This is a genomic window from Bacteroides sp. 1001136B_160425_E2 (assembly GCF_015559655.1).
Classification (GTDB): Bacteria; Bacteroidota; Bacteroidia; order Bacteroidales; family Bacteroidaceae; genus Bacteroides; species Bacteroides luhongzhouii.
Genome location: NZ_JADMQH010000001.1, coordinates 253,004 through 268,371, shown reverse-complemented (window position 1 = coordinate 268,371; position 15,368 = coordinate 253,004). Strand labels below are relative to the sequence as shown.

General features: G+C 39.3%; 6 protein-coding genes. 3 read left to right on the top strand and 3 right to left on the bottom strand.

Annotated elements, in window-relative coordinates; translation table 11 throughout:
• Positions 1 to 16 precede the first annotated feature (16 nt).
• The 3 genes from I2I04_RS00975 to I2I04_RS00965 all read right to left on the bottom strand — a co-directional run bounded on the left by I2I04_RS00975 (position 17) and on the right by I2I04_RS00965 (position 7,310).
• Complete coding sequence (locus I2I04_RS00975) at positions 17 to 4,036, bottom strand: two-component regulator propeller domain-containing protein (protein WP_195654062.1); 4,020 nt, start codon at positions 4,034 to 4,036, stop codon at positions 17 to 19.
• Between the two features lie 168 nt (positions 4,037 to 4,204).
• A complete protein-coding gene (locus I2I04_RS00970; protein ID WP_195654061.1) occupies positions 4,205 to 6,631 on the bottom strand; it encodes a glycosyl hydrolase family 95 catalytic domain-containing protein in 2,427 nt (808 codons plus the stop codon).
• A gap of 211 nt (positions 6,632 to 6,842) precedes the next feature.
• Positions 6,843 to 7,310, bottom strand: a complete 468-nt coding sequence (locus I2I04_RS00965; protein WP_143256948.1) for a hypothetical protein — start codon at positions 7,308 to 7,310, stop codon at positions 6,843 to 6,845.
• A gap of 218 nt (positions 7,311 to 7,528) precedes the next feature.
• Here I2I04_RS00965 and I2I04_RS00960 point away from each other — a divergent pair, with 218 nt between their 5' ends.
• From I2I04_RS00960 to I2I04_RS00950, 3 genes are all read left to right on the top strand, one after another.
• A complete protein-coding gene (locus tag I2I04_RS00960; protein WP_195654060.1) occupies positions 7,529 to 11,494 on the top strand; it encodes a two-component regulator propeller domain-containing protein in 3,966 nt (1,321 codons plus the stop codon).
• A 175-nt stretch (positions 11,495 to 11,669) separates the two neighbouring features.
• On the top strand, positions 11,670 to 11,939 hold the full coding sequence (locus tag I2I04_RS00955) for a hypothetical protein (RefSeq protein WP_229126894.1): 270 nt from the start codon (positions 11,670 to 11,672) through the stop codon (positions 11,937 to 11,939).
• A 147-nt stretch (positions 11,940 to 12,086) separates the two neighbouring features.
• Positions 12,087 to 15,365, top strand: coding sequence for a SusC/RagA family TonB-linked outer membrane protein (locus tag I2I04_RS00950; RefSeq protein WP_143256950.1), 3,279 nt, complete (start codon positions 12,087 to 12,089; stop codon positions 15,363 to 15,365).
• Positions 15,366 to 15,368: the final 3 nt, after the last annotated feature.

Genomic DNA, 15,368 nt, shown 5'->3' with positions numbered 1-15,368 from the left:
CTAGAGAGCAGTTGGGTTACTCTTCTTTTTTACTCAACTGCTCTTTCATATACATTGAAGGCGGCATTCCATACAATTCTTTGAATGTTGTTGAGAAATTATTAGGATCAGTGAATCCTGTTAACATAGCTATTTCGGATATGGTATGCTGTTTTTCGGACAATAAACGTGCGGCTTCTTTTAAACGTATATTACGTATAAAGTCACGGGTTGTCTGGTTGGTGAGTGCCTTGAGTTTCCTGTGAAGATGTACGCGGCTGATACCTACTTCGGTGGTGATTGTCTCTATTGTCAAGTTAGGATTACTGATATTTTCATTGATCACTTTCATAATACGTTCCATCAATTTTTCATCGGGTGATTTCACTTCCAGTTTCTGAACCTTGTTCTCCTGGTTTTGCTGGCCTGTAAATACTTTGCGTAACTGCTGTCGTGTATTAATCAGATTTTCCACAGTCTTTTGCAGAATTTCGATATTGAATGGCTTCATGATATAGGCGTCAGCTCCTGTATTCAGACCTTCAAGGTTGTCTTCTTCCCTTGTTTTTGCAGTAAGCAAAATGACTGGGATATGGTTGAGGTTTACATTCTGCTTGATCTTCCGGCATAAGGTAAGTCCGTCCATTTCGGGCATCATGATGTCACTGATGACTAAATCCGGAGTCTTTTTAAATATTTGCTCTAATGCTTCTTTACCATTACGGCTTTCCATGATATGAAATTTGTCCCCAAACTCCTTCGCTATATAATTTCGGATTTCTTCGTCGTCTTCTACAACTAATACGCGATATTTAGTTTTTACCCTGACTTTCTTTTCTTCCTCATTTTCTATAATGGGAGAGATGACAGGAACAGTTGGTACGGCTACTGTTACCTTTTGCTCATTGTTGTCAACTTCTTCAGGTCGTAGATGCTTGTTACCCAACGGTAATCGGATAATAAAACGGCAACCCGGTTGTTCTTTATTATTTTCTACATAGATAATTCCATGATGTAATTCCACTAATGAACGAGTAAGATGTAATCCTATTCCTGTTCCACCTTTCGGATTCTGTTGGCTGTTACGGATTTGATAGAAACGTTCGAAGATGTGTTCTTTTTCCTGTTCATCGATGCCTGTTCCGGTATCCGAGATAATTATTTCTGCATATTGTTTCAAGGGATCGGGCAGCGTATTATCTTCTCCCGTACGGATGGTAATATCTATGTTTCCTTTTTCAGGAGTAAACTTGAAGGCATTAGACAGAATATTCAGGATAATCTTATCAAAATTACCTGTGTCTACCCATACATTCAGTTCTCGGAGCGTACTGTGAAGTTGTAGCCGGATATTTTTTGTATTTGCCTGTTGACCGAAAGTTGTACATAAATCCTCAATAAAAGGAATAATGTTGGTCTCCCGGAACATCAGGAACATTTGTCCTTTATCAATTTTCCGAATATCCATTAGTTGATTGACAAGATTCAGAATACGTTCCGCATTTCTGTAGATAATATGATATATTTTCAGGCGTTCATTGTTCTCCTCATTCTTAATCAGTTTCTGTAGAGGGCTGATGATTAGAGACATCGGAGTGCGTATCTCATGAGAGATGTTGATAAAGAACTGCAATTTTGCTTCATTGATTTGTTCGGCATGGATATGTTGCAGCATTTCCTGATGCATTCTGTACCGATGTCTGATCTGAAGAATAATGATAAATATAATGGTCAGTAATAATAAGGAGTAGATAACTTTGGCCCACCATGAAGCATACCATGCAGGAGATATAAAGATGGTAATTTCTTTTATATTTGAGTACACAGTGTTGTCTTTTGCTCTGATTTTAAAGTTATAGGTACCGGGTTTCAGATTGCTGAATGAGATACGGTTTACACCTTTGGGCAAACTGATCCATTTTTCATCGTTGATAGAATAAAGGTAGTTGATGTGTTCGGGGGCATTTAATTCCAGAGTGGCAAACTCGATACTGAACACATTGTCTTTATGGGATAGATAAAACTCTTTTGCGTTGAATACAGGGCAGTTGATAATATTATGAATACCGGATTTCATTCCTTTTCTAACCGGATTGTTATGCAGGAAAAAGTCGGTAATCCGGATATTCCATGTTTTTGCCGGATTGATAATGTCTTGTGGATTGAAATAGGTGATGCCATTCATTCCGCCAAACCAGATAATACCTTGTTTATCTTTGAATGAGGCATTCTTGTAGAACTCATTTCCCTGTAATCCGTCGCTGACATAATAATTGATAAATTTGTTGTTTTTCTTTTGGAATTGGGAAATTCCGGCATTGGTGCTTATCCAAAGAAAATCTTTTCCGTCTCCTTGTATGGCATATATTGTATTACTGGGCAATCCGTCTGCAGTAGTATAAGTGGTTAGTTCTTTCGTTTTTTTATTCCAACCGGATAATCCTTCGGAACTGCCTAACCAGACAATTCCGTCGGCATCTTCAAAGATTGAATAAATAACGTTTTGTGAGAGTATCTTATGACTTTGAAAATCAGGGCTGTCAAGATCTATACAGTTAGCACCATCATAAGTTCCGACATATAGTTTATTATCATCGGAATAGTGCAAACAACCTATCCATTCGTTGATTAAAGATGTCTGAGATTGTACGGATGTAAATTCTTTCGTTTTCAGGTCATAGTAGAACAAACCGAATCCCATTGTCGCAATCCAAAGACGCTTGTTTTTATCTTCTGCGAAGTCATATACACGTTGTATATAGTTGTTGTTCTTATCTACCAGTTGGTACTGGTAATCGCATAATCCTGTCTGTTTGTTCAGCTTTCCCATACCGTTGATAAAGGAGCCGACCCAAATGTTGTACTCGGAATCTTCATATAGTTTTATAACTGTCGAAGGCACAGAATTAGGGTGATTAGTATGCGAGAAATGTTTAGCCGGTTCTAACTTTTTTGTCAGGGCATAAATTCCGTCATTGTCGGTTCCTACCCATAACATACCGTTGTTGTCTTTGCAGAATGAGGTTATACAACTGGAACCGATCATGTTTTTATCCATGGATTTATGTCCTATATACTTGAAACTGTTTGTTCGGGCAGGTATCTGCATGACTCCTTTCTGATAAACAGCCAACCATAAGTTACCGGAATTGTCTTTTAGGATAGAATGTATTTTTGAATTTTTTGAATCAAAATAGTTGTTGTCAAAATTGTATTCGGAGATTTCATGAGTTTGGTTATTGTAAACACTCATACCTTTACCGTCAGTTCCGATATATAATTCATTTTGTGGTCCGGAATAGAGGAAACAGATAGGAAATTCTCTCTTTTCTTTAAAATCAACAGGTATAAAGGAGTCTTGTCTTTTGTTATAGACGAATAGTCCTTTTCTCATACTTCCTACGTAAATATTTCCACGTGAATCTTCACATATACTTTTGATATATCCATTGTCTTTAGATAAATATAAAGTAAGTTGGTTATTAGAATCAAGACGATATATTCCTTCTTCTCCTTTTGCTATCCAGACATTCTGTTTCTTGTCTTCAATCATAAATCCTGTTGATGTTATGGGAATATCAATTTTTTGAACGGTCAACTGGTAATCTTTGATATTCAACTTACACAACATATTCCCGGATACCCATATTTCTCCATTTCTCCTTTCGATAAAAGAAACAATATTGCTTTCAAATATTTCTCCATTGTCTTCTCTTATTGCAAGTGGGGTAAAATTGTCTGTAGCCGGATCATACATTTGAATTCCCATATATGTACCGATAAACAAACGACCTTTGCTGTCTTCAAAAACAGTACGAACAAAACTGTGGGCTAACGAATGTTCATTATTGGGCTCATGTTTGTATATGGTAAATTTAGCACCGTCATAACGGTTCAGACCATCTTCTGTTGCAATCCAAATGAAACCGTTTCGGTCTTGATATATTTGATTAATCAAACTACTGGATAGCTCTTTGTCAGTAGTGAATAACTTAGGAGATTGCCCGTTGCATAACAAAGAAAACAATAATAATAGAAAAGTCAATACATTTTTCATAGTTTATAGATCGTTGTTTGTAGTACAAAGAAAACTAAAAACCTAAATATAACCTAATAAAAGATGAATATTTTCAATAGGCTCCGGGAGCGTAATCGGATGTTGTAACATCGTTCGTAAAAAATGTAACACGAGAAAAGATTCACCTCTCCTTATGTGTTATTGTTTTCATTCGATTGTATTTACAATATAGGTTTTACCGGCCTTTGTTTCGATGTCATATTCATAAAACTTTTGCAGTTTGGGAGATTGCGCACTTACCCCTTTGGCTACAAGAGGTTGTTTGATAGGAGTGGTGGCGAATAAACTATTTGAGCACTCTTTCCCGTTTACTTGTTTTAAGCCTTTCCCTTTCAGTGGGACATAAGACCGGATTCGGAGCGTACCGCCTATATTCGATCGGATGATCGCTTTATTTAACACATTGTTTTTCCAGTCCATATCGACAGTAAAGTTTCCACGTGCCACCAACCCCTTCACACTTCCTTCTTCCCATGCATCAGGCAATGCTGGCAATAAATGTACGGCACCGTCATGACTTTGGAGCAACATTTCCGCTACTCCGGCTGTATAACCGAAATTACCGTCAATCTGGAAAGGCGGATGGGCATCCAGCATATTGGGATAGGTACGCCCGTTCGGATATTCTTTAGCCAAGTGATCGTTGGGCAATAGTTGAATCATATTTTTGATGATTTGGAAGGCATGGTTTCCATCCAGCATACGTGCCCAGAAATTGACTTTCCAGCCGATACTCCAACCGGTAGCCTTATCACCGCGTTGCAGCAATGTGTTTCTTGCTGCCTGAAATAACTCGGGATTCGAGTATGGAGAAATTTGGTTACTCGGATATAGCCCGTACAAATGTGAAATATGACGGTGCTCGTCCTTGGGATTGTCAACATCTTCCAGCCATTCTTGTAGTTGGTTATGTTTCCCTATTTGCATAGGTGGCAATTTCTCTAGCGTTTGTTTTAGGGAGTCTTGGAAAGAGGGGGCTTCACCTGCGATGTGTGAAGCCAATAAGGTATTATGCAGTGCATCAAAAGCAATCTGGTTATCCATGGTGCATCCGGCAGTGACCGGACCATGTTCCGGTGATACAGAAGGAGACACTACCAACCATTTATACACTGGATGTTCTACCAGAAAATCCATGTAGAACTGCGCTGTTCCTTTCAGGATGGGATAGTACTCTTTCAGGAACTCTTTATTTCCTGTAAAGAGGTAATGTTGCCAGATATGTTGTGCTAACCAGGCTCCCCCACTAGGCCACATGCCGGCTGCAGCAAAGTCTACAACTCCGCAAATTCGCCATAAATCAGTATTATGATGCGCCATCCATCCCCTACAATCATACATGGTTCGGGCTGTTTCTGCTCCTGTGGCAGATAAATCTTTCAACATAGAGAATAGCGGACTATGTGTTTCACTTAAATTAGTGACTTCTGCCGGCCAATAGTTCATTTCTGTATTAATGTTGATGGTGTATTTACTATCCCAAGGTGCATGAGTACTGTTGTTCCATATACCTTGCAGATTAGCCGGTTGTCCACCTGGTTGCGAAGAAGAAATCAGTAAATAACGTCCATAATGGAAAAGTAGAGCTGCCATTGCCATGTCTTCCCCATTTCCGAAGTTTTCAATTCGTTTGGGAGTCTCCAGTTGGGAAGTTTTGCCTGTCGGTAATGTAAGGCGTACACGGTCAAATTGTTTTTTATAATAAGCGATATGGCTTTTGAGAGCTTTTTCGTAAGGTATTTGCATTGCTCTTTTCAGATATTCGCTGGTCCGGTGGGATTCATCGGCGCTGACATCCTGGTAGTTTACGTAGTTGGTTGCTGCCGATATATAAAGGATGGCTTCTGTTCCTTCATTTATTTGGAGCGTATTTCCTGCCGGGCGGAGAGTGCCATTCGTTTTTACTTGGATTTGACATTCTGCCCGTAGTGCGGCTTTCAAACCTTCCTGTTCTTTTCCTTGACAGGTGACGGTCAGCTTATCATTCTGAACATTCACCTTATGTACTAGAGGGCAGTTATATGCAACAGTAAAGTTCAGTGCGTTTGCTTTACTTGCTTTGATATGCATAATAATGACATTATCAGTAAATGAAGCAAAAGTGGTGCGTGTATAAGTGACGTTATCCACTTGATAACGGGTAGTTGTCGTTGCGTTCTCCAGATTCAGATCGCGGTAGAAGCCGGATGCATTTTGGTGTTCCGGAAATTCCAGATAAAGGCTACCTAATGTCAGATAGCTCATACCGTGTTGCTGGGTTAAGAAGTTGGCGTCAATGAGTCTTTGCGCTTCCTTGTTTCTCCCTTCAAAAATCAGTTTGCGTACAACCGGTAGAACATGTACGGCATTCGGGTTATTATTATTGTATGGAGAACCTGCCCAAAATGTTTCTTCATTGAGTTGTAATTCTTCGCGTTCGATTCCGCCATATACCATGGCTCCAAGACGGGAGTTACCAATAGGGAGGGATTCCGACCAATTTTGTGCAGGTTGACTATACCACAGCTTCAGGTCCTGTCCTGAAACAAGGTTGCTTATTAATAGGAATAATACAAAAAAAGTGTTTCTGTTCATATTGTATGGATTTGTAGCAAAGGTAGCTCATTTCCCAATACAAAAGGCAAAAAAATGTTTCTGAAATCTACCTTGGAAGTAACTTCTTTTCATATTTATGTTACTAATATATATGATGTATGTTCCACAGGATAAAATAATAACTGCCGGTCCTTGTAAAAAGAAGCCGGCAGTTATTATTTAAGCAACTAGCAGGTATACCTGATCTATGTTACTTTTTAGCTACTAAAACTATATTATTAATATCTACTTTTTTGTTTTTTCCCATCCCAATGGTGACTTTGGTAATAGAGCCTGGATCAATTGTAATCTTACCGGCTTTTTCATCTTTAAAAGCACTGAATTGCACCTTCTTCTTGCCTTGTGTATAAAATCCCATAGAAACTTTTACCGTTTCACCGTCTTGGGTATATTCTATTTTTAATGAACAGATGGCATTTGTGGCATTTTCATCTAATTTTTTGAAGTTGGTCGCTTCAAAGTTTATTCCGGTGTAATTAGTGTAATCATTTTCTGGAAATACCAAGTTTCCATAACCGGTGGAAATTAAGGTCTGCCCTTCTACTGTCAGTTTGTTATTGGCTTCGCATTGACTGACTTCGATAGTCTTGTCTACTTGTGCATTGACACTTAAGATTCCCAAACATGCAACTAGTGCTGCTACTAAATACTTTTTCATGTTATTTTCTTTTAGAGGTTAATAGCTGATTTATTTTCTATAGGCAAAGTTAGGATATCTTTTCGGAGAGATAAAAAATCTGTGTTTCAATAGTTTTTGTATATGTTTCATTCTTTTTTTGGTGCAAAGGGGACTAAATTTAAAAACAAATGAAACGAATTAAATAGTCCGATTTTGAAAAGAATTACTTTCTTTGCACAAAGAAAGGACAGTTTACTATGAAAAGACTATTACTGCTGATGATTGTATTTTGGGGTGGAATTGTACAGGTGGTCGCCGAGAATACATTGTTCTATGATTCCAAACAATTAACTTGCGATCTGATTACTTCCATTTGCCAAGATAAAGATGGGGTTATTTGGATCGGGACAGATTATGGCCTTAATAAATTCAATGGTATACAATTTACTCATTATTATAATAATCCAAAGGATAGCACTTCGTTATCCGATAACTCTGTAAAAGCCCTGATGCTTGACAATGAAGGCACGTTATGGGTGGGAGGTATTGGCGGATTACAATATTACGTTCCGGAAGAAAATGCATTTCGAACAATTAAGTTTGAAGAAAACTCATCTTTCCATATCATGTGTATCACTCAATTGCGTTCGGGTGAAATATGGGTTGGCTCTTCCGGGAGAGGAATTTTCCGTATTCGGAAAGATACAGGAACAGGTGTGCAAATGACAGATATTCCCGATGTATCTGAACATGCCCATTATGGAGTAATATATGAAGACCGTCATGGGAGCATCTGGATTGGAGTAAACGGTATCGGTTTACTTCGATATGATCCTTCTACACGAACGAGTAAGATGTACACACGGGCTATTTTAGATGGCGGTTCTTCAATTTCCGGAATGGCCGAGGATCATTCGGGTAATTTCCTCCTTTCCACGGGGACTGCTGCTTATTATTATGATAGAGAGAATGACAGCTTTACCAAAATAGAACATAATGAATCTTGGTTGCCGGCACGTTCCATACTCGTAAGCCAAAAAGGGACACGTTATTTGGCAACCTTTGGCAAAGGATTGAAGGTTATTCAACCCGATTTGAAAGAACTTCGTTCCGAGGTGATCACTCTTCCTTTTATTGATGTCAATAATGCTAAAATACGTGCTATTTATGAAGATCATAACCAAAATTTATGGATAGGGTGTTATCATAGAGGAATGGTTATGGTGTCTAAAGAATCTACACCTTTCCATTTCTGGAGTATTCCTACCCGTGAATATCCGCAGGCTGGTGTGATAACTGCCTTGTATAAAGATGATGATGGACATATCGTTAGCGGTGTAGAAGGCGAAGGAGTGTTTAAAATTACTTCGGAAGGAAATATAACCGATCATCTGTTTTCAGGTAAAACGGTTTCATCCATCTATAAGGATTATAGTGGTAATTTGTGGTTTGGAGGCTATTATTCCGGGCTTTATATGCAGGATACCAAAGGGAACGTACGTTTTATGTTACCGGAAATTAAATTGAAGGATATAAAGAAGATCACAGGTGATGATAAAGGAAACCTATATATTTCTTTATTCGGTTCCGGATTCATACGATATCACCTACCCACTCAAACAGTCACGGAATATCAAAGTTCCTCCGGTGGGTTAAGGAACAATTGGATTTATACTCTACTTCTTGATTCCCAAGAAAGATTGTGGATAGGACACTGTAATGGAGTGGATTATTTCGATCCTGTAACCGAGAAATTTACTCCTGTATTGAGTCAATCATTAGGTAATTTCATCGCTTACTCATTATTGGAAGACGTACGTGGAAATATTTGGGCGGGAACGAATAAGGGACTTATGTGTTATCATCCCGAAACAAAAGAACTTCATTACTATGATGAAGAAGACGGACTTTCTAATAATTTTGTATATGGGTTGGCAGAAGATGAGAGGGGGAATATCTGGTGTAGTACCTTGAAAGGCATTAACCTGATAAAAGTCGCTGAAAATAAGATTGCTTCCTATTATTCCGAACGTGGATTGGTGGATAATGAGTATACTATTGGGGCCAGCTATCAGTCAATGAATGGCCTTATCTATTTGGGAGGTGTGAAGGGAATAACGACTTTTCATCCGGATAGCGTCACAGCTCAAAAAGGGAAGTCGACTGTGATATTATCCAATCTTTATTTAGGAGGAGAAGCAATGACAGCTAAAAGTAAATCCGGTGGAAAACCCATTTTGGACACTTTTGTAACTCGTGCCGACAAAATTAGTCTGGCTTATGAAGACAACACGTTTACGCTTGAGTTTTCCACATTGGATTATCGTAATTCAGGAAATATTTTCTATGAATATCGTATCAGAGAGTATGAAAAGAACTGGACCTCTACTCAATTGGGAATCAATCAAATCACATACAATCATTTAAATTCCGGCAAGTATACATTTGAAATACGCGCCTGTGAGAACGGGCAGTATACCCCTGTGAAGGTGATACGGATTGATATTGCGGCACCGTGGTGGCGTTCGTCTCTGGCTTATGTTTGCTATGCGTTGATATTGTTTGTTGTTGCATTCCAGATTTATTTGAGTGTTCGTCGCCGGCACCAAAAAGAAATGAATGAAGAGAGAATCAAACTATTTATCAACCTTTCACATGAGATTCGCTCTCCAATGACTTTGATTGTGAGCCCGTTGGAGAATTTGTTAAAGAGAGACTATGATACCGATACGATGAAGATGTTGCGCCTGATGCAAAAAAATGCGAATCGCATTATTAATCTGATGAATCAGTTGCTTGATATGCGTAAAATTGAAAAAGGGCAATTGAATATTCATTGCGTTGAAACGGACATGGTGGATTATATCAAAGAATTGATCTCTTTATTTACTTATCAGGCGGAGAAAAGGAATATAAACTTGTGTTTTGATTATGAACAAGAGGAGCTTCCGGCATGGATTGATCCTAATAATTTTGATAAAGTATTGGTAAACCTGCTGTCGAATGCTTTTAAATATACACCGGATGGAGGTGAAATAAAAATCAGCCTGCGTGAGAAGGTGAATGAACTTACTGTTGGAGATTTGCAGCATTTTATTGAGATTGAAGTAATTGATACTGGATCCGGCATTGACGCCAACAAATTGGAAAAGATATTCGAACGTTTTTATCAGGCACCTTCCAATGGTTTCAATGGAAGTATCGGTTTTGGTATAGGACTGAATCTGTGCCGGATGATAGTCAAATTGCATCACGGTACTATCAATGCTTGTAACCGACAAGATGCGCAAGGAAGTCGTTTCATTATTCATATTCCTTATGGGAAAGACCATTTGAAGAAATCCGAATGGACGGATGCGGAAAACAAAACTACTTCAAGAGTTCCTTCTGCCTTGGGACTTTCTCAAGAAAGTGAAGAAGAAACGGCTACGACAAGAAACCATAAAGCGAGTTATAGGATTGTGATCGTAGATGACGATGATGAGATTCTTCGTTTCCTGGAGGCGGAATTGAGCTCGCAATACAAGGTATATATTTGCCGTAACGGGAAAGAGGGTTTGCAAACCATTCTGAAACAACAACCGGATCTTATAATTTCTGATGTCGTGATGCCTGAAATGGATGGTATCTCACTTCTGAAAATGGTTCGCAACAATCCGAATGTGAGTCATATACCGTTTATCCTGTTGACTTCAAAAGCGGAATATAAAGACCGTATTGAAGGATTAAGTAAAGGTGCGGATGCATATTTAGGAAAACCGTTTGTCGTTGAAGAGTTGAGAGTACATATCAAGAATCTGATTGAGACAAGATTGTTATTGAAAGGAAAGTTCTCTGGTGTCAGGGATCAGGTGGGAAAGATTGAAATTGCTGAAAATAAATCTGGAGATGAACGATTGATGGAACGGGTTATGAATGTGATGAATAAGTTTCTGGATGATTCGGAATTCAATGTAGAAATGCTTGCCAGGGAAGTCGGATTGAGTCGTGTACAGCTTCATCGTAAAATGAAAGATATTACAGGAGTTTCAACATCAGTCTTTATCCGGAATCTACGGATGAAGAAAGCGGCAGCACTGCTTCAGGAAGGGAAGCTGAATATTTCAGAAATAGCGGATGCGGTAGGCTTTGATAATCAGGCTAATTTTGCAACTGTTTTTAAGAAGTTCTATGGAGTATCTCCTTCGGAATATGCTGCGTCTATCAGAAATAAAGGCGAATGATGCAAATTTAAAACTGCGTTATACATATAGCTAACTTTACGTTACATTTTACCAAACGTTTTAAAATACAAGATTGTAGTTTTGTGCTGGTTGAGGGCAATCTAAAGAATCGACAGATGCAAAAGTACAATCTTGTATTTTACTCTTGACTCCTTTTCCTATATTTTAATAATGAATGCATGAACACACAAAGTTGTATGAACAGGCTTTTAAAACTGAATTTCAGAACATAGCCCGGCAAGTTGGCAACAAATCAATTATGATGGCGGAGAACTGTTCTTATCATCCTGTCGTTCCCGAAGATGCCTCCATAAGGAAAGTAATACAGGCTGATACTCCAAAAGAAAGTTGGTATCAGGAACTGAAAAACACTGATCCATTTGTCGAATTAGTATTGCCGAAAATGAGTGTTACCACCATTTTTTTCAAATTCAAAACAAATTGAAACGTATTTAAAAAGCAGATAAACGTATGTGCAACTTGATGTTACATTTCAAGTAGTGTAGTAGAATGTAAGTTCATACTTTTGTGTCGGACATTTGCTAAATATGTGTGTAAAATAATAAAGCAATATTTTATAAATGTAATATATATGAAGAACAATTATTTTTCAAGATGTGTGCTGCTAGCCGGATTATGTTCGGTTATTATGTTTTTTGCAGTCACTCCTGTTTATGCGACCGGAGGTGCATTTTCTCCTCTTCCGCATGTTGTCTCTGAAGGAGACATTACTGTTACCGGTAAAGTGGTTGATGATGCCGGAGAACCTTTGATAGGTGTTAGTATTCAAGTGAAAGGTACTAGTAAAGGTGCTACTACCGATGTGAATGGTAACTATACACTGAATATATCATCAGCTTCTACCCTTGTATTCTCATATATTGGAATGAAGACCATTCAACGGAAAGTGACGAAAGGCGGCAAACTGGATATCACGATGGAGAATGATGAGAATATGTTGGATGAGGTGGTAGCGGTAGGATACGGCTCAATGAAACGTTCGGACTTGACAGGATCAGTCGTTTCCATCAATGCTAAGTCCATAGAAGAATCAATGGCTTCTACAATTGACCAGGCGTTGCAGGGACGTGCGGCAGGATTGCAGATGACGCAAAACTCCGGTGTCCCGGGTGGAGGTACATCTATTCAGATTCGTGGTGTGAATTCATTAAACAGTACCAATGAACCTATTTATGTAGTAGACGGAGTCATTATCTCCGGTGAAACAGGTTCGAATACAAGTAATGCTATTGCGGGTATTAATCCGGCTGATATTGAAAGCATTGAAATTTTGAAGGATGCTTCGGCTACTGCCATTTATGGTGCGCAGGCGGCTAATGGTGTTATATTGATTACGATGAAAGCTGGTGTAACAGGCAAGCCCCGAATTAATTTTCAAGTCTCTATGGGAAATCAGGAAATACCGAATACAATTGATATGATGAATTTGCGTGATTACGCTCGTCACTATAATGAATTGTATGCCCTTATAAATGCCAGCAGGGTGAAAGATGCTTTTAGTCATCCTGAAACTTTAGGTGACGGTACTAACTGGCAGGATGAGATATTCCGTAATGCTCTGTTGCAGAACTATAATCTGTCAATTCGTGGCGGAACAAAAACGGTCAGCTATAACCTGTCCGGTGGATATTTGAGTCAGGACGGTATTTGTATCGGTTCGGATTTTGAGCGTTACACCTTCCGTATGGGAACAGAGATACAGGTTACTCCTAAGGTTCGTTTTGGAGGTACGGTGAATGTATCTTATACCAAGCAAGGTACAGGCATGGCTAGTTGGTCTATCATTCCCAATGCACTTTATCAAGCACCGGATGTTCCCGTACGTGATGAGAATGGTAACTTTTCCGGGCCGGAAGAGGACGATCAGCAGAATTTAAGCAACTACAGTAATCCGGTAGCGTTGGCGGCGTTAACGCAGCGTAATAATGAAAAGGGAGGTGCTCGTGCCAATCTTTTCATGAAAATCAATCCGTGGAAATGGCTGACTTACCGTACTGATTTTACGGCAGACGGCAATATCGATAATTATCAATATTTCCTTCCCCAATATGAATTGGGATACTCAAAGAATCCTTATCCTACTAATGAACACTCCAAAAACTACGGGCTTTACTGGGGATGGAAGAATGTAGTGACGATGGAGAAGACGTTCAAACGTAAGCATAAGACAAGTTTGATGTTAGGACATGAGATGACTTCCAGAAATTCAGATTATCTTCAGGGAAAACGTACACATGGTGATAATCTGCTGACAGACTTGGATGCAGGTGATGCTGCGTATGCCACCAATAGTGGAAGGGCAAGCAAGGCAACGTATCTCTCTTATTTCAGTCGTCTGTTTTATAGTTACGACAACCGTTACCAGTTAACGGCTACGGTACGGCGCGATGGAACATCCCGTTTTGCCAAGGGAAATCAGTGGGGGACATTCCCATCAGTAGCTGTGGCATGGCGTCTTTCCGAAGAGTCATTCTGGCGTCCGCTGAAAGATGTGGTTAATAACTTCAAGTTGCGTTTGAGTTATGGTGAAGTTGGTAACTCCAATGTCACTGCATTTGCTTACCAACGGATGGGAACGTATGTGCAGTCTATCTGGGGGACGAGTTTGCAGACCGCCAATATCGCTAATCCCGATTTGACATGGGAGAGTACCCGTTCTTGGAATGCAGGTATCGACCTGAACTTTTTTAATAACCGCGTCGAGTTTATTCTGGATGCATATATCAAAAAGACAAAGAACCTCTTGTTGCAACAAGATTATCCGGGATATATGGGAACTACTGGTAATGGTGCTGCAACAGCCCAATGGGCGAATATAGGCTCCATGGAGAATAAAGGTTTTGAATTTACATTGAACACGGTGAATATCTCCAACAGGGATTTTCAGTGGCGTACAAATGTTACATTCAGTTTGAACCGCAACAAGGTAGCAAGTATGAATACAGAGAATGCCTTTATCGACAAGACTTATCAAAATAGTGGTCAGACGGAAGTGATTACCCGCACTGCAGTCGGAAAGCCTGTCAGTCAGTTCTATGGCTATAAGGCAATCGGCCGCATCAATAGCGCTTCCGATTATTTGATAGATAATGGTGATGGAACTAGTACGGTAAAGATTGCTACCCCGGTATTGCGGGTAGGTGAACAGGTGGTTAACTCGGGTACGGATAAAGGTAGCCTTATCAAACAAATTTATATTGGCGACTATATTTTTGAGGATTTGAATAATGACGGAGTGATTGACGAAAAAGATCAGACATTCTTGGGAAGTCCGTTGCCTAAATTTACCTATGGTATTAATAATACCTTTAATTATAAGAATTTCGATTTGACCATATTCCTATACGGCTCGTATGGAAACAAAGCGATGAACTATCTGTCCCGTCGTATTACTAACCCCAATTCGAGCGGTAATGTACACGCGTCCGTTGCCAACCATGCCCGTTTGGGATACCTTGATGGAAATCCGGATAATACCGATGTCTGGAACATGTATATTCTACCCGGTTCTAACGGTTTATGCCGTATGTCTGTTAATGATGCCAATGATAACGACCGTATCAGTAGTCGTTATGTGGAGGATGCTTCTTTCTTGCGTATACAGAATATCGCTTTGGGATATACGTTACCAAAGAATTGGTTGAAAAAACTGAAGATAGAGAATGCGCGCATTTATGCGAATATTAAAAATGTATATACATTCACAGGCTATGACGGTTACGATCCGGAGATTGGCTCTACACAGGCGCAATATTCTTATTCCGGTCAGAGTATGTTGATGTACGGAGTGGATACGGGGCGTTGCCCTTCTCCCCGGATTTATACATTTGGTATTGATTTAACCTTTTAAATA